Source organism: Salinirubellus litoreus, assembly GCF_037335815.1.
Lineage (GTDB): Archaea > Halobacteriota > Halobacteria > Halobacteriales > Haloarculaceae > Salinirubellus > Salinirubellus litoreus.
Genome location: NZ_CP147841.1, coordinates 3,857,959 through 3,877,596, shown reverse-complemented (window position 1 = coordinate 3,877,596; position 19,638 = coordinate 3,857,959). Strand labels below are relative to the sequence as shown.

Annotated in this window: 23 protein-coding genes and 1 pseudogene; 15 read left to right on the top strand and 9 right to left on the bottom strand. The window is 69.5% G+C overall.

What is annotated here, in order from left to right:
• Positions 1-134 precede the first annotated feature (134 nt).
• From WDJ58_RS19350 to WDJ58_RS19325, 6 genes and pseudogenes are all read left to right on the top strand, one after another.
• On the top strand, positions 135-1,175 hold the full coding sequence (locus WDJ58_RS19350; protein WP_338914942.1) for an ion channel: 1,041 nt from the start codon (positions 135-137) through the stop codon (positions 1,173-1,175).
• Positions 1,176-1,189: 14 nt separating this feature from the next.
• Positions 1,190-1,531 (top strand): annotated as a pseudogene (locus WDJ58_RS19345) (permease); the annotation flags it as partial.
• Positions 1,532-1,774: 243 nt separating this feature from the next.
• Positions 1,775-2,971: a CaiB/BaiF CoA transferase family protein gene (locus tag WDJ58_RS19340; protein ID WP_338914940.1), complete on the top strand. Its 1,197-nt coding sequence runs from the start codon at positions 1,775-1,777 to the stop codon at positions 2,969-2,971.
• A gap of 238 nt (positions 2,972-3,209) precedes the next feature.
• Entirely contained in the window at positions 3,210-3,536 is a 327-nt protein-coding gene (locus tag WDJ58_RS19335; RefSeq protein WP_338914939.1) for a hypothetical protein, read from the top strand.
• A gap of 80 nt (positions 3,537-3,616) precedes the next feature.
• Positions 3,617-4,786: a thiolase domain-containing protein gene (locus WDJ58_RS19330; RefSeq protein WP_338914938.1), complete on the top strand. Its 1,170-nt coding sequence runs from the start codon at positions 3,617-3,619 to the stop codon at positions 4,784-4,786.
• Positions 4,783-5,208 (top strand): Zn-ribbon domain-containing OB-fold protein, encoded by a 426-nt coding sequence (locus tag WDJ58_RS19325; RefSeq protein WP_338914937.1) that lies wholly within the window; start codon positions 4,783-4,785, stop codon positions 5,206-5,208. Before WDJ58_RS19330 ends, WDJ58_RS19325 begins: the two co-directional genes overlap by 4 nt.
• A 100-nt stretch (positions 5,209-5,308) precedes the next feature.
• Here the strand turns inward: WDJ58_RS19325 and arsB are convergent, their stop codons facing one another.
• The 5 genes from arsB to WDJ58_RS19300 form a co-directional block, all read right to left on the bottom strand.
• Positions 5,309-6,478, bottom strand: coding sequence for an ACR3 family arsenite efflux transporter (gene arsB / locus WDJ58_RS19320; RefSeq protein WP_380661276.1), 1,170 nt, complete (start codon positions 6,476-6,478; stop codon positions 5,309-5,311).
• Positions 6,475-7,365 (bottom strand): arsenite methyltransferase, encoded by an 891-nt coding sequence (arsM, locus tag WDJ58_RS19315; RefSeq protein ID WP_338914936.1) that lies wholly within the window; start codon positions 7,363-7,365, stop codon positions 6,475-6,477. Before arsM ends, arsB begins: the two co-directional genes overlap by 4 nt.
• Positions 7,358-7,804 (bottom strand): low molecular weight phosphatase family protein, encoded by a 447-nt coding sequence (locus WDJ58_RS19310; RefSeq protein WP_338914935.1) that lies wholly within the window; start codon positions 7,802-7,804, stop codon positions 7,358-7,360. Before WDJ58_RS19310 ends, arsM begins: the two co-directional genes overlap by 8 nt.
• Positions 7,801-8,199, bottom strand: coding sequence for an ArsR/SmtB family transcription factor (locus tag WDJ58_RS19305; RefSeq protein WP_338914934.1), 399 nt, complete (start codon positions 8,197-8,199; stop codon positions 7,801-7,803). Before WDJ58_RS19305 ends, WDJ58_RS19310 begins: the two co-directional genes overlap by 4 nt.
• 150 nt (positions 8,200-8,349) lie before the next feature.
• Entirely contained in the window at positions 8,350-9,033 is a 684-nt protein-coding gene (locus WDJ58_RS19300; protein ID WP_338914933.1) for a helix-turn-helix domain-containing protein, read from the bottom strand.
• Positions 9,034-9,245: 212 nt separating this feature from the next.
• On the opposite strand from WDJ58_RS19300, the gene WDJ58_RS19295 reads away from it, so the two are divergent.
• Entirely contained in the window at positions 9,246-9,494 is a 249-nt protein-coding gene (locus WDJ58_RS19295; protein WP_338914932.1) for a PRC-barrel domain containing protein, read from the top strand.
• 179 nt (positions 9,495-9,673) lie between these two features.
• Entirely contained in the window at positions 9,674-10,906 is a 1,233-nt protein-coding gene (locus tag WDJ58_RS19290) for an MFS transporter (protein WP_338914931.1), read from the top strand.
• A gap of 18 nt (positions 10,907-10,924) precedes the next feature.
• On the opposite strand, the gene WDJ58_RS19285 is transcribed toward WDJ58_RS19290, so the two are convergent.
• Both WDJ58_RS19285 and WDJ58_RS19280 read right to left on the bottom strand, forming a co-directional pair.
• Positions 10,925-11,560 carry a flavin reductase family protein gene (locus tag WDJ58_RS19285; RefSeq protein WP_338914930.1) on the bottom strand — a complete coding sequence of 212 codons (636 nt, stop codon included), beginning with the start codon at positions 11,558-11,560 and terminating at the stop codon, positions 10,925-10,927.
• Complete coding sequence (locus WDJ58_RS19280; RefSeq protein ID WP_338914929.1) at positions 11,557-12,759, bottom strand: 3-hydroxyacyl-CoA dehydrogenase; 1,203 nt, start codon at positions 12,757-12,759, stop codon at positions 11,557-11,559. Before WDJ58_RS19280 ends, WDJ58_RS19285 begins: the two co-directional genes overlap by 4 nt.
• An 85-nt stretch (positions 12,760-12,844) precedes the next feature.
• On the opposite strand from WDJ58_RS19280, the gene WDJ58_RS19275 reads away from it, so the two are divergent.
• From WDJ58_RS19275 to WDJ58_RS19260, 4 genes are all read left to right on the top strand, one after another.
• On the top strand, positions 12,845-13,081 hold the full coding sequence (locus tag WDJ58_RS19275) for a hypothetical protein (protein WP_338914928.1): 237 nt from the start codon (positions 12,845-12,847) through the stop codon (positions 13,079-13,081).
• Between the two features lie 51 nt (positions 13,082-13,132).
• Entirely contained in the window at positions 13,133-13,726 is a 594-nt protein-coding gene (locus WDJ58_RS19270) for a flavin reductase family protein (protein WP_338914927.1), read from the top strand.
• Positions 13,727-13,873: 147 nt separating this feature from the next.
• Positions 13,874-14,047 (top strand): hypothetical protein, encoded by a 174-nt coding sequence (locus WDJ58_RS19265; protein WP_338914926.1) that lies wholly within the window; start codon positions 13,874-13,876, stop codon positions 14,045-14,047.
• A 105-nt stretch (positions 14,048-14,152) separates the two neighbouring features.
• Complete coding sequence (locus WDJ58_RS19260; protein ID WP_338914925.1) at positions 14,153-15,421, top strand: tRNA pseudouridine(54/55) synthase Pus10; 1,269 nt, start codon at positions 14,153-14,155, stop codon at positions 15,419-15,421.
• A gap of 1 nt (position 15,422) precedes the next feature.
• Here the strand turns inward: WDJ58_RS19260 and WDJ58_RS19255 are convergent, their stop codons facing one another.
• A complete protein-coding gene (locus WDJ58_RS19255) occupies positions 15,423-16,778 on the bottom strand; it encodes a hypothetical protein (RefSeq protein ID WP_338914924.1) in 1,356 nt (451 codons plus the stop codon).
• 165 nt (positions 16,779-16,943) lie between these two features.
• Between WDJ58_RS19255 and WDJ58_RS19250 the strand changes: the two genes are divergently transcribed.
• Entirely contained in the window at positions 16,944-17,090 is a 147-nt protein-coding gene (locus WDJ58_RS19250; protein ID WP_338914923.1) for a hypothetical protein, read from the top strand.
• 43 nt (positions 17,091-17,133) lie between these two features.
• On the opposite strand, the gene WDJ58_RS19245 is transcribed toward WDJ58_RS19250, so the two are convergent.
• On the bottom strand, positions 17,134-17,460 hold the full coding sequence (locus tag WDJ58_RS19245; protein WP_380661270.1) for a DUF5789 family protein: 327 nt from the start codon (positions 17,458-17,460) through the stop codon (positions 17,134-17,136).
• A 305-nt stretch (positions 17,461-17,765) separates the two neighbouring features.
• On the opposite strand from WDJ58_RS19245, the gene WDJ58_RS19240 reads away from it, so the two are divergent.
• Positions 17,766-18,224 carry a hypothetical protein gene (locus WDJ58_RS19240; protein ID WP_338914921.1) on the top strand — a complete coding sequence of 153 codons (459 nt, stop codon included), beginning with the start codon at positions 17,766-17,768 and terminating at the stop codon, positions 18,222-18,224.
• A gap of 301 nt (positions 18,225-18,525) precedes the next feature.
• Positions 18,526-19,542, top strand: coding sequence for a hypothetical protein (locus tag WDJ58_RS19235; protein ID WP_338914920.1), 1,017 nt, complete (start codon positions 18,526-18,528; stop codon positions 19,540-19,542).
• Positions 19,543-19,638: the final 96 nt, after the last annotated feature.

Below are 19,638 nucleotides of genomic sequence, written 5' to 3'. Positions count from 1 at the left end.
TCGCTGGCCGGCGGGGCGGCGCGGTCACCTCGCGCACACCCCGCAAGCGGAACGGGACGGTCCTCCGATGAGGAGGACGCGGGTTGCGAACACGTTCGGCGCGAGGTCGGACCGTGCACACGGGGGTGAATACGGTGGATCCAGTCGCGCTGACGCTGGGCGTGATCGCCCTCGTCGTCGTGGTCGGTGACCTCCTCTGGACGACGCTCTGGGTCGAGGGCGGGGCGGGCCCGCTGACGACGCGCCTGATGCGGGGGACCTGGGCGGCGATGCGGCGCGTCGGCGAGGGTCACCCCCGGTTTCTCACTCTCGCCGGGCCGGTGATACTGTCGCTCGGGCTGGCCACCTGGATCGGCCTCCTCTGGGGCGGGTGGACGCTCGTCTTCGCCGGCGTCGAGCACGCCATCTTCGACACCCGCAGCGACGACCCCGTCTCGCTGGTCGAGCGGTTCTACTTCGTGGGGTACACGCTGTTCACGATGGGCAACGGCGACTTCACGCCGAACGAGGGGCTCTGGCAGGTCCTGACGGGCCTCACGACGTCGAGCGGGATGCTCCTCATCACGCTCGTTGTCAGCTACGTCGTCTCGGTGCTCGACGCCGTCACGCAGAAGCGGGCGTTCGCCAGCAACGTCAGCGGGCTCGGGTACCGCGGCGAGGAGATCGTGCGGACCGCGTGGAACGGGGACGGCGAGGCGTTCCGCGGGTTCGACCTCTCGCTCAACTCCTACACCGCGGAGATCAACGAGCTCACGACGAACCACCAGGCCTACCCCATCCTCCACTACTTCTACACCGACCGACGCGAGTACGCGACGGTGCTCGGCGTCGTCGCGCTGGACGAGGCGTTGACGCTCCTGCGCTTCGGCGTCGAGGAGGACGTCCGGCCGAGCGACCCGATCCTCGCGAACGGGCGTTCGAGCGTCGGGACGTACCTCTCGGCGGTCGGATCGGTGTCGGTCCGTCCGACCGACCGGACCCCGCCGCCGCCCGACCTCGACGCCGTCCGCGAGGCCGGCATCCCGACGGTCACCGAGGAGCGGTTCGCGGAGTCGGTCGACGACCTGGCCGAGCGGCGGCGGATGCTGCTCGGCCTCGTCGAGACCGACGCCCGCGAGTGGCCGGGATCGGGGAGGACTGACGCGAGCCTCGCCCGCCCGTCCGGTCGGTCGTGAGACGCCGAGATTCGACGACCGGCTCGGTGCTCTCGTACATCTACGCCGACCTCATCGTCCCGGCGATCGTGGACGCCTACCGCGAGTACTACGGGACGACGTTCGCGGCGATCCTCTCGGGGATGATCCTCGTCTCGACGGTTCTCACCGGAGTCGTCATGCACTTGCTCTTCCTCGGCCTGGGGCTCATCCCTGCCCCCTCCAGCGTGCAGATCGCCGAGGTGCGGATCGAGATGAACTACAAGATGGCCCTGAACGTGTTCACGACCGGGCTCTTCCTGTTCCTCTACTGGCTCCACTGCTCCGACCCGGCAGAGGGTGGAGGACACGGGGAGCACGCCCGGACCGCCGACTGAGACCCGACCGCGGTCCCGGGCCGCGCCGCGGTCGCCCCCGGTGAGGGACGAACCGCCGACCAGTGTCCCCTGGTAACCTATGTCTCGGGCTGGTGAAGAGGGGTCAGCCATGCACGAGGAACCGGCGGCGGTCCCCGGCGACGAGTCGGCCCACGCTACCCGATCCGGAGCGAACGACCACGCGGCGAGGACGGGGGCAGGTGGTGTATCGAACCGGCTGACGGCGGCGCTCCCGAGGTGTCGATGACCCGCCCACTCGAGGACGTCCGCGTCCTCGATCTCGGACAGATCTACCAGGGCGGGTACTGCGGGCTCCTCCTCTCGTATCTGGGCGCGGACGTGGTCAAGGTCGAACCCCCGTGGGGCGAGAACGTCCGGACGCGGAGCGAGGACGGCTACCCCCCGCAGTTCCAGTACCTCAACGCGAGCAAGCGGGGGATCACGCTCGACCTGAAGTCCGAGGCGGGACGGGAGGCCCTGGAGCGACTCGTCGAGAAGGCCGACGTCCTCCTCGAGAACTTCGCGACGGGGAAGATGGCCGCGCTCGGCGTCGGCTACGACCGTCTGAGCGAGGTGAACCCCGAACTCGTCTACGCCCACGGATCGGGGTACGGCGACACCGGTCCGTACGCGGAGTACCCCGCGATGGACCTCACGGTCCAGGCGATGAGCGGCGTCATGGACACGACGGGGTTCACCGACGGGCCGCCGGTCAAAGCCGGCCCCGCGGTGTGTGATTTCGTGGGTGCGACCCACCTCGCCGTCGGTATCCTCGGCGCGCTGTTCCGCCGGGCGACGACGGGCGAGGGCGACTACGTCGAGGTCGGGATGTTCGACTGCATGTACCCGACGCTGGCCTCGCCGGTCGCCGCGTGGGTCTCGGAGAGCGACGCACCCGCTCGTACCGGCAACCGGCACTCCGGGCTCTCCATCGCGCCGTACAACGCCTACGAGGTCGAGGACGGCCACGTCGCGATCATCTGCATCGCCGAGCGCCACTGGGAGTCGCTCGCGGAGGTGATGGGTCGGGAGGACCTCGTGGGACGGGAGGGGTGGGACTCGAAGGTCGAGCGCGCCCGGCGGATCGAGGCGGTCGACGCGGCCGTCGAGGCGTGGCTCGACGGGCGGACCAAAGGTGAGGTGGTCGAGACGCTCCTCGACGCGAACGTCCCGTGTGCGCCCGTCCGGACGGTCCCGGAGGTCGTCGAGGACCCCCACCTTCGCGAACGGGGGATGCTCCACGACCTGCCGAACCCCGGCGAGGGCCGCGAGGAGACGCCCGTCCCGGGGATGCCGATCAAGTTCGCCGGGAGCGACGCACCCGAGGTCTCGCCGGCTCCCTCGCTCGGCGAGCACACCGAGGAGGTCCTGACGGAGGTGGCGGGGTACACCGCGGCCGAGCTCGACCGGCTGGACGGGTCGGGATCGACGTCGGAGTGAGCGGGAACGGCCCCGTCCGGTGTCGACTGGACAGGGAGGGTCGGGCCGCTGGTGCGGGAGGGGCTGGGCCCTGCTCTGTGGCCAGGTCGTCGAGTTCACCGATCGGCCGTCCGACCGCGCCGTCGCCACCCACCGTTCCATGTCCGCCCGCTCTACGGCCCCGGGCGGGCGATATCTGTCGGATCGGAAAGGCTCATGACGCCGAGCATATTGTCATATATAGTTAGGCGTACTCCCTATGATCCGAATCTCTTCAGACACGTCCCGGGCGGGTCCGACGGCCGAGGGCCTCGACCTCTCCGCCCCCGAGTGGCATCTCGACCCCGACCAGTACCGCGAGTTCATCGAGACGGTGACCGGTATCGCGCCGCCCGACGAACCGACCGCCTCCGACTGCTACCGCATCGGGAACCGTATCGAGGCGTTCGTCGAGGAGCACCACCGTCTCGACGAGTGGACGCCGGACCTCGTCGAGGAGTACCCCGACGTCGACTCCCTGGCGGAGATACTCGGCCTCGCCCGGTTCTTCCGGCGGTGTCACGACTGCCGCGTCGACGGGGCGTAGTCGACCCCCGGCTGCGACCTCCCGTCCCCGACCGCCCATCCGGGACGAACCCTTTTGACGGAACCCTGCGACGGGCGGCCATGACTGACCCCGTCTACGTCGTGGGCGCGTTCGAGCATCCGACCCGCGAGGCCCCCGAGAAGTCGACGCCACAGCTCCACGCGGAGGTGGCCCGCGGCGCGCTCGCGGACGCGGACCTCGAGAAATCGGCCGTCGACGGCTACCTCACCGCGGGCGTCCCGGAGTACGACCGCGGGCTCGCGCCGCTGGTGATGGCCGACTACCTCGGGCTCGACCCCGCCTTCTGCGACACGACCGATTACGGGGGTTCGTCCTACGTCGCCCACGTCGGCCACGCCGCGAGCGCCATCCGCGACGGCAAGTGCGACGTCTGCCTCGTCACCCTCGCCGGGCGGCCGCGCTCGGCGGGACAGGCCACGGGATCGGGTGCCCGCGAGATCCGGACCGTCCAGGACTCCTACGAGCGGGTGTACGGCGTCACCAATCTCACGATGTACGCGATGGCGGCTCGTCGCCACGCCCACGAGTTCGGGACGACGCCCGAACAGCTCGCGGAGGTGCGCGTCGCCGCCGCACACCACGCGGGGTTCAACGAGCACGCCCGGTTCCGGGACCCGGTGAGCGTCGAGGACGTGGTCGACTCCCGCATGGTCGCCGACCCGCTTCACCTGCTCGACTGCTGTGTCATCACCGACGGCGGCGGGGCGCTCCTCGTCGCGAGCGAGGACGTCGCGAGCACGCTCTCTCGCGAGGCCGTGGAGGTGCTCGGTCACGGCGAGGCCGTGGGTCATCACGACGCCGGCCGGATCGACCTGACGAACACTGCCGCGGACCGCTCGGGCGAGCGGGCGTTCGCCGAGGCCGGGGTGGGCAGGGACGATATCGACTACGCCTCGATCTACGACTCGTTCACGATCACCGTTCTCGAGGCCATCGAGGACCTCGGCTTCTGCGAGAAGGGGGAAGGTGGGGAGTTCGTCGAGGGGGGCACCCTCCAGGCACCGGACGGCGACCTGCCGTTCAACACCGATGGCGGGGGGCTCTGTAACAATCACCCCGGTAACCGGGGCGGGATGACGAAGGTGATCGAGGCGGTTCGACAGCTCCGGGGGGAGGCGAACGAGGAGGTGCAGGTCGACGCCGACGTCGCCCTCGCACACGGGACGGGCGGGTCGATCGGGACGCGCCACGGCGCCGCCACGCTCGTCCTCGGGGGTGGCGGGGCGTGAGCGACTCTGCCCCTCTCCCCGAGACGTGGGAGCCCCGCCCGATACCCGAGGTGACCCCCGAGTCGGCCCCCTACTGGCGCGGGGCGAGCGAGGGGGAACTCCGCCTCTCGGCGTGCCCCGACTGCGGGCTCGTCTTCCACTACCCGCGGGCGCTCTGTCCGGACTGTCTCGCCGACACCGAGTGGACGGTCTCGTCGGGTCGCGGCGAGGTCTACACCTACTCCGTCGCCCGGCGGATGTCCGGCTGGCCCGAATCCGACCTGCCGCTGGTCGTGGGCTACGTCGAACTCGCGGAGGGGCCGCGGATGATGACGACGATCGTCGCCGACCCGGAGGACGTGGACGTCGGTACCGAGGTGGAGGTCCGATTCGTGCCGACCGAGGACGAGGAGGTGGCGATCCCCGTGTTCGTCCCGGTCTGAGCGTTCCGGGGGGCTTCGTCGACGGGCGGACGGGCCGTGCCCACGCAGAACGTGGGCGAACGTGACTGGCGAGGGATGAGCGCGGTCTACCTGCCCCCCGTCAGTCGTCCTCGGCGGTCGCGCCCGGCGCGGACCCTCCGAGATCGCCGACCGCGTCGCTCCAGTCGAGCCGTCGCTGGAAGTAGAGCGCGACGTTGACCAGCGCGAGCAGGACGGGCACCTCGATCAGCGGGCCGACGACCGTGGCGAAGGCGACGCCGGAGCCGACGCCGAACACCGCGACCGCGACCGCGATGGCGAGTTCGAAGTTGTTCGACGCGGCGGTGAAGCCGATCGCCGTCGTCGTCGAGTAGTCCGCGCCGACGCCCTTGCCCATGCCGAAGCTCACGAGGAACATCACGACGAAGTAGATCGTCAGCGGCACGGCGATGAGGAGCACGTCGCCGGGCGAGGCGACGATGTTCTCGCCCTGGGTGGCGAACATCACGACGACGGTGAACAGCAGCGCGACCAGCGTCAGCGGGTCGATCAGCGGGACGAACTCCTCGTCGTACCACTCCTCGTCCCGCACTCTGGTCCCGACGTAGCGGGTGAGGAAGCCGGCGGCGAAGGGAATACCGAGGAAGACGACGATGGCGCGGAACACCTGCATCGGCGTCACGTCGAACGTCTGGATGCCGGCGACGAGCGTCTCCATCCCCAGCAGCGGCGGCAGGAACAGCCCGAAGAACCAGACGTACACCCCGTAGGTGACGATCTGGAAGAGGCTGTTGAACGCCACCAGCCCGGTGACGTACTCGGTCGATCCCTCGGCGAGTTCGTTCCAGACGAGCACCATCGCGATACACCGGGCCATCCCGATGAACACGAGCCCGAGGAAGTACTCGGGGCGCGCGGGGAGGCCGGGGACGAGCCCGCTGAAGAAGACCACCGCCAGCCCGAACATGAGCGTCGGGCCGATGAGCCAGTTCTGGACGAGGCTCAGGCTCAGCACGCGCCAGTTGCTGAACACCGCCCGAAGCTGTGAGTAGTTCGCCTTCGCCAGCGGCGGGTACATCATCAGGACCAGGCCGATCTCGACGAGGTGGAGCTCCTGGATCGGCCGGGTGACCGACGGCGCGAGGAAGCCCAGGCCGACGCCGACCGCCATCGCGCCGAAGATCCAGACGGTGAGGTACTTGTCGAGGAACGCCATCGAGCGCGGGTCGCCGCAGGCCTCACAGTCACAGTTCGGCCCGTGCTCGTGGGCCTCGGCGGTACTGTTGCTCACCGCGCGTCACCCCCCTCGTCACCGGGCGGGATCGGGGGCTCGTCGGGTTTTCGTCCGGTGATGCTCGCCGAGACGATGAACTCGCTGAGGTCGCGCTCGTCGTCCCACTCCCGGATGAACCGATCGCTGTCGTCCCTCGGCTCGACGTCGACCCCCTCGAACCCCGCGTCGTCGAGCATCGCCTCCAGGGCGTCGACGGTCGACGCGCCGGCGACGCACGAGGCGACCGACTCGGGGTCGGCCCGGAGCTCCGCGGGGATCTCGGCGGTGAGCACGACGTCCGACACCGCGAGCCGTCCGCCCGGCCGGAGGACACGGTAGGCCTCGCGGAACACCTGCGGTTTGTCGGGCGAGAGGTTGACGACGCAGTTCGAGATCACGACGTCGACGCTCCCGTCGGCCACCGGGAGGTGCTCGATCTCGCCCAGTCGGAACTCGACGTTCCCGAACTCGCTCCCCGACGCGTTCTCCCTCGCCCGCTCGACCATCTCGGGGGTCATGTCGACGCCGACGACCCGTCCGCCCTCGCCGACCTCGCGGGCCGCGAGGAAGCAGTCGAACCCGGCACCCGAGCCCAGGTCGAGGACGGTCTCACCGTCCTCCATGGCGGCGAGCGCCTTCGGGTTCCCACAGCCCAGCCCCAGGTTCGCCTCGCCCGCGGCGTCCACGTCGTTCCCCGAGTAGCCGAGCTGTCGGGCCCGCTCGTCGGTGTCCGTCCCCGTCCCCGCGCCGCCCGAGCCGTCCGAACCGCCGGCACAGCACCCGCCATCGTCCGAACAGCTCCCGGCGTCCGCTTCCGACTCCCTCGCGATGCGAGCGTACCGCTCGCGGACCGCCCGTCGCTGGTCCGCGGCGTCGAGTTCGGGTTCGGACTCCGAATCAGACACGGACCTCCACCTCCGTCTCCAGTTCGTCGAACAGGTCGCTCACCCGCGCTTCGATCTCGTCGCGGATCCCCCGGACGCGATCGAGGTCCCGTTCGCCGGGGTCGTCGAGGGCCCAGTCCCGGATCTCCACCTGCGAGGCGTCGGCGTCGAGTTCGAGCGTCGAACAGCCCATCGTCACGACGTAGTCACACGACTCGAGTTCGGCGGTCGAGATCGCCCGTGGGACACGATCCGAGAGGTCGAACCCCTCCTCGTGCATGGCCTCGACGACCACCTCGTGGACGTGCTCGGCGGGGTGGGTCCCGCCGGTGAGGATCTCGACTGCGTCCTCGAGTCCGCGCCGTTCGCGCTCGCGCTCGGCGAACGCGGTCGACATCTGCGAGCGCCCGGCGTTCCGGACGCACATGAACGCCACGCGAACGGGATCGCCCGTGCTCATCGTCGTTCACCCCTCGTCTCGTCGAGCGCGCCGAGCAGGCGTTCGGCCTGTTCGGTCGTCTCGTAGTACCGCCAGGTACCGTCCTTGCGCCGGCGGACGAGCCCCGCGTCGTGCAGGGTCGACAGCGCGTGGCTGATGGCGCTGTCGCTGACGTCCACGACGGGAGTGATCTCGCAGACGCACAGCTCGCGCCCCGCGGCCGCGAGCAGCCGAACGACCGTGTATCGCGTGTCGTTCCCGAGCGCCTTCAGCGCGCCCACGTCCCGGTCGATCGACTCCGGAACGTCCGCCGCGAACGCCTCGATCGCCTCGAGGCGTTCGTCGACGTCGGCCGCACAGCACTCGCCGAGCTCCCCCTCGATGAGCCGCTCCAGCCGGTCGGGTCGCTGAGACATACGTGAGTAGTTTAACAACCATTCATATAACGATTTCGAACGACGGTTGACGGTGCTCCCGCTCGTGGAGATCGGTGTCGATACTGGGCGACCACTCCAACGGATCCGGCTACGAGTCCGTCCGTGTACCCGTGACCCGCTCCCGGTTCGCTACCTCGTCGAGCGTTCCTCGCTCCGGTCGTACTCGTTGAGGCCGACGAAGAGGGCGTCCTCGACGAGGGCGTTCGTGGCGCGGCGGATGCGTTCGGAGGCGGCCTGGTGGGAGACGCCGAGTTCCTCGGCGAGCTCCTCGAGGGACACCTCGCGGGGAACCTCGAAGTAGCCCATCCGGGCGGCCTCGGCGAGCACCTCGTACTGGTCGTTGGTCAGGCCGTAGCGGCCGGCGGGTTCGCCCTCGAGTTCGCGGATGGTCGTGACGTCGAAGTCCAGGCCGTGATCCTCGCAGAACTCGTGAGTCTTCGAGAACAGCTCGCGTTCGGGGTAGAGCACCCGGAGCTTCCACTGGCCCTCCTGGCCCACGGCGTCGAGGACCGTCGCTTCGGAGTTAGTGATCATCTGGACCAGCAGGTCGACGTGGTCGATCCACTCCATCTGGAACAGCCACTCGTCCGTGAAATCGCCGACGAGCTCGACGTTGTCGACGGTCGGGTCCTCCTCGAGGGTCGCCTCGACGCGTTCGCGCGAGGGACCGCGGACCCACAGCAGCGGCATCAGCGCGTCCTCACCGCTCGACACGATGCGTTCGACCTCGAAGAGGAGGTCCGGCAGGGACTCGAGAGTGTGCGAGAGCGCGAGCTGGTCTGCCGGGACGGTTCCCGTCACGAGGGTCGGCATACGCAAGTCTGTCCGGTCGAGCGTCTTATGTCCTTCTGTCGGCGTCAGTACCTCCCGCCGGTCCGTACTCGACGACCTGGAGTCCGGTCCGTGGTCGGGCGAGCGCTCCCGTTCGGCGTCGCTTCCCGTCGGGGCACGACGGCCGCGCGCCGTGCCGCCTTGAGAGTGCAGGCAGCACCGTGAGGTGTTCGGTAGGGGTAGGGACGCGTGCAATGAGCACAGCTCAGATCACCGACGACGACGTCGGCAAGACGGTCATCGACGGTGACGGTGACGAGGTCGGAATCGTCAGTGCGGTCAGACACGGGACGGCGTACGTCGACCCGGACCCCGGAATCACGACGAAGCTCAAGACGAAGCTCAACTGGGACGACCACGACGAGGACGATGACTACCCGCTGCAGGAGGCGTCCATCGACACGGTCACCGACGACCAGATCCGACTGCGGTCGGACCTGTAGGTCTCGAACCGCGGTCGAACAGCGGCCGTTGACGGGGCACGATCGCCCCGAGCCGACGGACCGTCGAACCCGTGCGGTACGACCTTCTTCGTCGCGAGCCGACCGACAGCGCCGGCCCCCTCTCGTGACAGCCACCGGGAACCGGGAGCGGTTAGTACCGCCCCACTGGAGGACGTGGTGTGTCGACGGGAGCGCGTTCGGTCGTCGGTCGGCTCCGGGGCGACGGCCGCGGCTGGGCGCTACTGGCCATCGCCGTGGGGTGGCTGTTCATCCTCGGGGGACGCTTTCTGGTTCCGGCCGTCCTCCCGCAGGTCAAGGCGACGTTCGACCTCGGTAACGCCGACGCCGGCATCGCCATCACGGTCCTGTGGGCGACGTACGCGCTGATGCAGTCGCCGGCGGGCCTGCTGGTCGACCGCCTGGGTGAGCGGCGACTCCTCGCCGGGAGCCTCCTCCTCTCGGCGGGCGGGGTAGCCGCCCTCGGGCTCGCACCGGGGTTCCTCGTGTTCGTCCTCGCGAGCGCCGCGTTCGGGTTCGTCACCGGGCTGTACGGCCCCGCCCGCGGGACCGCCATCTCGCGGACCTTCCCCCTCAACGACGGGGCGGCCCTCGGTGCCGTCCTCGCCGCGGGCAGCGTCGGGTCCGCGGTCCTCCCGTTTCTCGCCGGGGCGCTCGTCGAGAACCTCGGGTGGCGGATCCTCGTCGGGGGGATGCTGGTCCCGTACCTCGGGGCGGCCGTGTTCACCTGGTGGGCCGTTCCCGCCCGGGAAGTAGAGGCGAGCCCCGACCCGACGCCACCCGCCGAACTCCTCGGGGACGTCGGTAGAGCGGTCGGGAACCGCGCCGTGCTGGTGCCAGTCGTGGCGGCCACGCTCATGCTCTTCGCCTTCCAGGGGCTCTCGTCGTTCCTCCTGACCTACCTGGTGGAGGCGAAGGGGTTCGATCAGTCGACCGCCTCGGTGCTGTTCGCGCTCCTGTTCGTCGGCGGGGCGGTCGCGCAGGCCGTCGCCGGGAACCTCTCTGACGCCTTCGGTGAGCGAATCGTCCTGGTCGGGGTGGCGGCCGCGGGCGCGGGCGCGGTCGGGGCCGTCCCGTTCGTCGACGGCCCCCTCTCGATGGCGGCGGTCGTGACCGTCGCCGGTGTCCGACTCGCCGTCGTGCCGGTGTCGAACGCGTACGTCATCTCCGTCCTCCCGCCGGAGGTGACGGGGACGGCTTGGGGCACCATCCGGATGGGTTTCTTCCTGCTGGCCGCCGGCGGCTCGACCGTCGTCGGTACGCTCGCGGAGATGGGGCTCTTCGACGAGTCGTTCCTCCTGCTCGCCGGGCTCTCGGGAATCGCGGCCGGCCTCTACGCCTTCATCCCGTCACGGGATGACGCCCGAGCCGGACGAACCGGCCGAGCGGGCTGACCGGGGGGTGTCGACGTGTTAATCCGGGCGCTCCATCTCGAACCTGTCGTCGGTCCAGTCGTACCAGCTCGCGGCGAGCCGGCCAACCGCGTCGACCTCGGTCACGTCGACTCGATCGTCGTCGGTCAGCAGCCGGTCGGCGAGGTGGAACCGGACGACCTCGCCGAGGACGAGTTCGTGTCGTCCGATCGCCTGTATCTCGTGGAGCTCACACTCCATGGCGGCCGCGACACCCGCCACTCGCGGCGGGGTCACGACCGTCGAGGCGGCGCGTTCGAGCCCGGCGTGGTCGAACTCGCTCTCGTCGGGGTCGAGCGTCGCCGACGTCTCGTTCATCGCCTCGGCGAACTCGCCCGTGACGAGGTTGACGACGAACTCCCCGGTGTCGCGGACGTTCCGCGCCGTATCCGTCCGGCCGTCCTCGGCGTGCGAGCGCCGCCCGGGCGAGAACAGCACCGTCGGGGGGTCGGTCGTCGCCACGTTGAAGAAGGAGTACGGCGCGAGGTTGTCGACGCCCTCCGCACTGGTCGTCGAGATCCAGCCGATCGGCCGCGGGACGACGACGCTGGTGAGCGTCCGGTAGGTCCACCCGAGGCCCCGCTCTGTGGGGTCGAACTCCCGGCTCGTCTCCTTCTCCCTCTCGGGCTCCGTCACCGGAACCGCGCTCCGGCCTTCGCCGTCTCGACCAGCAGGTCACACGGCAGCGTCTCCATGGCCTTGTTGAACGGGTCGTGGCGTTCCGACCACTCGACGCAGTAACGGACGACGGTCTTCGCGCCCACCTCGTCGGCCTTCTCGAACGGGCCGACCGGCCAGTTTCCGCCGAGCTTCATCCCCGTGTCGACGTCCTCGACGGTCGCCACGTCGTGCTGGACCATCTTCGCCGCCTCGTTGATCACCGGGGCCCAGACGCGCATCGGGTCGAACTCCCTCCCCGCCGTCGCGGGGACGTACGGCTCCTCGCGCTCGGCGTAGTCGTAGTATCCTCGCCCCGATTTCCGGCCGTAGTGGCCCTCCTCGTAGAGCTCGTGGAGCAGCGGGCAGACCCGCGTGTCGTAGGCGAGCAGCCGGTCGTCCTCCAGGTGATCCTGCTCGCCCTCCACGCGGAGCTGGATGCCGCCGGTGAAGTCGGCGAGCTCGAACGGCCCCATCGGGAAGTCCTCGCGGTACTTCATGGCGGAGTCGACCGCCTCCTTCTCGGCCTCGCCGTAGTAGGCGAGCCACGCGGCGGCCTCACCGTACGGCCGGAAACACCGGTTGACGATGAACGAGGGGACGTCCTTCCGACACCGGATGGGCGTCTTCCCGATGGCCTCGACGTACGCCATCATCAGGTCGCCCACGTCGGGATCGAGGTGCTCGGTCTCGATCACCTCGACGAGCTCCATCAGCATCGGCGGATTGAACCAGTGGGTCCCACAGACCAGTCCGGGCCGGTCGGTCGTCTCGGCCAGCTTCGTGACGTTCAGCCCCGACGTGTTGGTCGCCAGGATCGCGCCTTCGGGGGCGTGCTCGTCGAGGTCCTCGAAGACGGACTCCTTGACCGCCTGTCGCTCCACGACCGCCTCGGTGACGAAGTCGGCACCCGAAACGGCGTCGGCTACCGAGTCGGCCGTCGAGAGCCGCGAGAGCGCCGCCTCCTGCTCGCCTTCGTCGACCTGGCCCTTCTCGACGGCCTTGCCGACCGACCACTCGACGTGCTCCATCGCGTTCGAGAGCTGCTCCTGGTCGACGTCGAAGAGTCTGACCTCCCGTCCCGCGAGCGCCTGCACCGCGGCGATGCCGCGTCCCATTTCGCCGGCCCCGACGACCGCCGCCACCTCGACGTCCGCCGGCGTCTCCAGCCGTGTCATGGACCGTCGGAGGGCGGTCTCCGATAAAAGTCCCCAGGGGACCGGAACCCGAAGGGACAGGTTCCCCGCACCCGCAGAACCACTCATGAGCGAGGACGGTCGCGGCGATCCCGGTGACGAGCCGGTCGGGGATGCCGAGCGGAGCCCCCGGGAGCGCGCCGGGCGGATCGCCACGCGGCTGCGGTTCCTGCGGATGCGCGAGCGGACGGCGAACTTCGAAGACCGCGAGGCGATCCGCCGTGAGATACGCCGCGCCGAGGAGGAACTCACCCGTCTGGCCGACGCGGAGGGGTTCGAGGTCGACGTCGGGCGCGAGCGATAGGCGTCCCTCGCCGAAGGGTACATACCGCGAGGGGGGGAACCGGCGCGGTACATGGTGGAGTACGACGCCGAGTCGCTGACCGACCGCGAGATCGCACGGATCGTCAAGAGCGCGGTCACCCCCCGCCCGATCGCCTGGATATCGACGGTGAGCGAGGACAGGGTCGACAACCTCGCCCCGTTCAGTTCCTACAACTACGTCTCCTCGAGCCAACCAGTAGTAACGTTCCACTCGCCCAACGAGGCCAACGGCGGGCTCAAGGACACGGCGCGGAACGCGGTCGACACCGGCGAGTTCGCCGTGAACGTCGTCACCGAGCCGCTGATGGAGGCGATGGATCACACCTCCGCGAGCCTCCCGCCGGAGGAGAGCGAGTTCGACCTCGCCGAACTCGAGCGGGCCGACTGTACCACCATCGACGCGCCGAGGGTCGCCGCCGCCCCCGTGACGATGGAGTGTACGCTCCACGACACCCACGAGGTGTTCGACCGGCTGATGGTCCTCGGCGAGGTACGGCACTTCCACGTCTCCGAGGCGGTCATCACCGACGGGAAGGTCGACCAGCGGAAACTCCCGACCGTGGGTCGGCTCGGCGGGCCCTACTACACCGTCTCCGAACCGGTGGAGTTCGAGCGACAGTTCTGAGCGACCGGACACGGATCGCCTTCGTACGCCCGGCCACGGCTCGAACGCCCCGGTGGCCCAGCGGCGGAGGTGGAGCACACGGAGGGTACAGGGCGGTTTTGAGCGTCGGGAAGACACTTACCGGGTCGCGGAATCGTCTCGGACGGCATGGTACACTGCCCGGAGTGTGACGGAGAGATTGCCGAGGAATCGGACGTCGAGTTCGTCGACCTGGACGCCAAGATGGCGGGGATCTTCCGGTCGTCCAAGCGGTTCTACGTCGTCGCGTGTAACGACTGCGGGGCCGCCATCGGGAGCGGCGTCGCCGGCGGGGGCGGCTGAGACCCTTCTCGCGCGACGACGCCGATCGCCCGCACTCCGAGTGTACGCTCCGCTCCTGACCGCCGAACCCGAAGGAGACATGGGCGAGGCTTCCGACTCCCGTGCATGAACACGGACGCGGACGCCGAACCCGACCTCGACGCCGACCTCCTCGCGACGGCACGGGCGCTCCTCGGGGCCGGCCCGCTGTGTGACGCCTGCCTCGGGCGGCCCTTCGCCGACCGGAGCTTCGGGCTGCGCAACGACGAGCGGGGCCACGCCCTCCGCGTGACCCTCGCGCTCGACGACGACGCGGACTTCGAGCCCGGTGCCGGCCCCGACTGCTGGGTCTGCGAGGGGATCACCTCGCGCTACGACGGCCTCGCGGCACGGGCGGTCGAGGCGCTCTCGGGTACCGAGTTCTTCACCTACCAGGTCGGGACGCGCGTCCCGCCGCTGGTCGAGGAGAACGACGAACTGCTCCGCGAGGAGGCCGGCCTCCCACCGGACGCCGGCGAGGAACTCAAATCGGAGGTGAACCGCGAGGTCGGCCGGCGGATCGGTGCCGAGACGGGAACGGAGGTCGACTTCGACCGCCCGGACGTGCAACTGCTACTCGACCTCGACGCCGACGAGGTGGGGGTCCAGCGCAACTCGATCTCGATCTTCGGTCGGTATCGCAAGCTCGAGCGCGGCATCCCGCAGACCCACTGGGAGAAGTTCGAGACGAGCGTCGAGGAGCTGGTCGCGCCGACGCTCGTGAGCGCTCACCGTGGTACGGAGGGGGTGTTCCACGGCGCGGGGAGGGAGGACGTCGACGCGCTGATGCTCGGGACCGGCCGGTCGTTCGTCCTCGAGGTGAAGAGCCCGCGGCGGCGCGACCTCGACCTCGCCGAACTCGAGGACGAGGTGAACGAACTCCGGGAGGGCCGGATCGAGGTCGAGGGGCTTCGCTACGCCACCTACGAGATGGTCGAGCGGGTGAAGGAGCTCGACGCGAGCAAGACCTACCGGATGGACGTGACCTTCGACGAGCCGGTGAGCGAGTCGGCGCTCGCGGAGGCGGTCGAGCGGCTCGACGGCGCGACGATCGAACAGCGGACGCCCGAGCGCGTCTCGCACCGCCGGGCCGACCTGGTCCGCGAGCGGACGGTCCTCTCGATGACCGGCGGGCTCACCGAGCCGGACCGCGCCGAACTCGAGGTCCACGGCGAGGGCGGCCTCTACGTGAAGGAGCTCGTCAGCGGGGACGGCGGTCGGACCGAGCCGTCGCTCGCCGGTCTGCTAGGGGTGGGCGCGACGGTGACCCACCTCGACGTGATCGCGGTCGAGGGGGAGGCCGAACCGTTCGACCACCCCGACTACCTCAGGGAAGCGCGGAAGGAGGGGTCGTAGGTCAGTCCGTCGTCTCGGTTCCGGGAGCTGGCGTCACGGTCGCTTCCCCGCCCTCGCCGATCGACTGGTTCCGAACGATCTCGTACCGGAAGCCGACGGTGTCGCGTGGCATCACCCGGAGCGTCCACTCGCCCTCGTCGGGCGCGTCGAGGCGGTAGGTGAGGACCCGCTCGCCGCGCTGGTCGGCGTACGCCGAGGCCGAGCCACTCGCCGCGGCCCCGTCGGCGCTGGCGTAGCGGTACCGCCGCTGGTCGCCGCTCAGGTCGACGTAGCCGCGGTTGGTCGTCTCGACCCGCTCGGCCTCGACGGTCTCCCCGTCGGGACCGACGAACGCGACGTCGAAGTTCGCCGGCGCGTCGTCCGCGTTCCGGCGGTCGCTCGCCGAGAGCTTGACGACCACCGAATCGGTCCCCTCGGAGACGTCGAACGCCTTCCGGAAGGGCTCCTCGGGCTGCTCCCACACCTGGAAGCGCAGGTGCATTCGCTGCCAGTAGTCGTTGCGGTCGCTACGCGCCGGGTCCCGCAGGCCGAGGCTCAGTTCGGCGTCGTAGTCGCCGCGACTCGCCTCCTCGGGTACCTCGACGGTCACGTCGACGGTCACCGACTCGCCGGCGGGCACCTGCGAGGGGGCATCGATGGTGAACCACGACCGGTCGACCGACCGCGAGTTCGGCCGCGGCGGACCCTGATCGCGGAGGTTCAGGGTCGGATCGAGCGGCACCGCCTGATCACCCGTGTTGTTGATGCGGACCGATCGAGTGTAGGTCTCGCCGGCCTCGACCTGCGCGTACCCGTGGTCGAGCGGCAGGACGAACACCGTCGGGTCGCGGTAGACCTGGACGCTGAACGAGGCCGCGTGGACCGGTCGGGGCGGCCGACCGGGATACTGGATCGTCTCGTCGGTGAACTGGACCGCGCCCCGGTAGTCGCCGAGCTCGGCGTCGTCGGGGACCTCGACGGAGACGGTGACGGTCCGTTCGGCGTCGGGTTCGAGCGTCGTCTGCCCGGGCTCGACGGTGACCCAGCCCGCTTCGACGGGCCGGTCGCCGACCTTCGGGACGAACAGCCCGGGCGTGATCTCGATCGAGCTCTCCTCGCCGTTCTCGACGGTGACGTTGAACGTCTCGCTCTCACCCGGCTTCAGTTCGACGCGGCGGTAGCCATCCTCGACGTAGAGGCGGGTGTAGTTGGCCTCGCTCCCGTTGTCCGCCTGCGCGGCGGGTGCGGGGAGCGTACTGGTGCTGTCGCCGCTGAGGGCGACGAACCCGTTCGACTGGACGGAAGCCGCGCCGACGACCGGTGCCAGAAGCAGCACCGTCGCCAGCGCGACCGCTACGGCTCTCGTGTTGGAGGGCATTCGTTCTCCGGGGTCCGGGGACCCTGCTCGGTTTCGATCCGGAGGGGAGTAAACACCTCCGTACACTCATGCGTCCGCTTTAGTGACCGGTTCGCACACGCCGACGGGCCGTCCGTGGTTTCTTGTACTGTCACGCCATAGCGTACCACGGAGGGGAACTCCCCTATGTGTCACCATGAGATAGGCCAGTACGACGTCGAACGACTCCGAGAAGCGACGAGCGAGGACGCCGACGGGCCCGAGTTCGGGACCGAGAGCGCCGACGACGAGCCCGAACCGGAGGAGCCGACGGTCGCGCCGGCCGACGACTGAGTAGAACCCCACCTTTCTTTCGCGCCCGCCGGAGAGCGGCCAGTTATACCGACTCCTCGTCGCTCTCGGGCGAGTCCGTCTCGCCCCCGCGGTCGGAGTAGTTCTTCCGGCCGACGGCCTCGTCGCCGACCATGGTCATGACGCTCTGCCTGACGTCGTCGGCCGACTCGAACTCGTCCTCGCCGAGCGGCTCGAGGACTTCCCGGAGCGTCTGGGTGTCGTCCTCGAGGACGATCTCCTCGTCGCCGTAGGTGTCGAGCAGCTCCTCCTTGCCGATGGGGTACGCCTCCTCCTCCAGTTCCTCGGCGAGCGAGCCGAACTCCACGCCCTGCTCCCGGCTGTCGTCGTTCTGATCGGTAGTCACGGTCATGGAAAGTACGACTCGGATCATAGGGTTTGGCCCGGCCCGTGCCGGGTCGTTCGACGGGGCCGGACGAGTCGGCAGCGCCCGGGGAGAGCGTTCCGAGTACCCGTGCCGGCGACCGCGCCCGGCGACTGTCCTCCCCCACGTTCTACCGCGTGGTAGTGTCACGACGCGGGGTGGTGCCACGGACCCGACCGCCGACCGAGCAGACGTCCGATCGGGACGCCGATGCTGGACGGGACGACGAACGAGATATCGTACTTGCCGGGGCCTGGAGAACCGATATACCCTCGAACGACCCCGGGGACCCCATGGCAAAAATGTCATACACGGACAAAGACGTCGGAAAGCACGTCGTGAACGCCGACGGCGACAGGGTCGGGACGGTCACCGCGGTCCGTCACGGGACGGCCGACGTCGACCCGAACCCGGACACGTTCGATCTGATCGAGGTGGAGCTGGGCCGGGAGGACGCCGACGAGGACACCGATCCCTCCAAGGAGGGTGAGGTGAGCGAGGTCCCCGCCGACGAGATCCGGCCTCCACCGATTCCGAGAGGAACCGACACTCCGGTCCCGTTCCGGGTGCGTTCGTCTCGGTCCCTCCCGGTACGAGGTGACCTTCGCCGACCGGAGTTTCCCCTTCGAGACGGTCGCCGACTGATCCCGGGGAGTCGAGAGAGCCGGATCCAACCTCCGGAGGGGAGGAACCGGGGCTTGCCACAGAAAGCCCTTATCTTAGGCCCTAAAACGCCCCTAGCACGGACATGACAGCGATAGGCTCGCGACGCGGTCGTCGTCGAGCTCCCGATCGGGACGACGACGACCGACGTCGGCGGACGTACCGTCGCGGACGCGGAGGGATTCGAGAGGCCGGAGAACGCGGCTATCGACGGGAGCGGGACGGCCGGAGCGGCGATATCGGGGTCACGTCTCGGCGAACCGCAGGCCAGGCGGACCGTGCTCCGGTCCGCCGGGTTCCGGTCGTGTCGGATCGTTCGGCGGTCGGAAACGACCGATCCATCGAGAGCGGGGGTCCGCGCGAGCGGCCGTCGAGAACGACCGTCCAGCCGTGAGCGCGTCCGATGCGATACGGGGTTGGCGGGAGTGGTTCCCGGTCCCCACGGCAGGCGGGCGGCCGTGGGTCGTCCGGTGGGTCCTGCTGGAGGCGAACCGGAACGCGGTCGCGGGGGCCCTGCTCACGGGGGTCTTCGCCGCGCTCGTGGCGATGGGGACGATCTGGACGTTCGAGATGCAACGGCTCCTCACGGAGACGCCGGCCGTCCAGACGATCCTCAACACCCTCCTGAGCGGCATCATCCTGCTCGTCTCCATCGTCATCTCGATCAACTCGATCGTCCTCTCGTACGACATCACCTCCATCGAGACCCAGGAGGAACGCATCGAGGGGATCATGGAGTACCGCCAGCAGATCGGGGAGATGACCGACCGGGAGGTGAGTCCGACCGATCCGGCGTCCTTCCTCGAGGTGATGGGCGAGGTCATCCACGACCGGGCGGAGGCGCTCAAAGAGGTATCCGACGGGACCGACGAGGAGGTCGCCGAGGAGATCGAGGAGTACATCGAGGAGGTGACGGGGACGGTCGAGCGGCTGGGCGGGTCGTTCGAGAGCGCGACCGGCGCGGAGTTCGGCGTCCTCTGGCTCGGCCTCGACGTCGACTACGGCGACCACCTCGACCGCTCGCGGGCGCTCAAGACCAGCTACGGGGGCAACATGTCCGAATCGTTCGGGGATCGCCTGGACGAACTCGTCCAGGCGTTCGAGCTGTTCGCCATCGGGAAGGAGTACTTCAAGACGCTCTACTACAGCAACGAGGTCGCCCAGCTCTCCCGGACGCTCCTGGTGGTCTCGCTCCCGGCCATCCTCTTCAACGCGGGGGCCATCCTCGCCATCAACGCCGAGCTCTTCCCGCAGATGGGGATCCCCGGCATCTCGCCGCTGCTCCTCTTCGTCGCGATCACGTTCACGATCTCGCTCGCCCCCTACCTCATCCTCACGTCCTACATGCTCCGGCTGGCGACGGTCGCCCGACGGACCGCGAGCGCGGGCCCCTTCTCGCTCACGTAGCGAGACGGGGGCGCACCCGACCTCACTGGACTGGACTCGGCCGCCCGTCGCGACTGACGGTGCCGGGCCGACCGGACGACCGCGACCGGCACACAC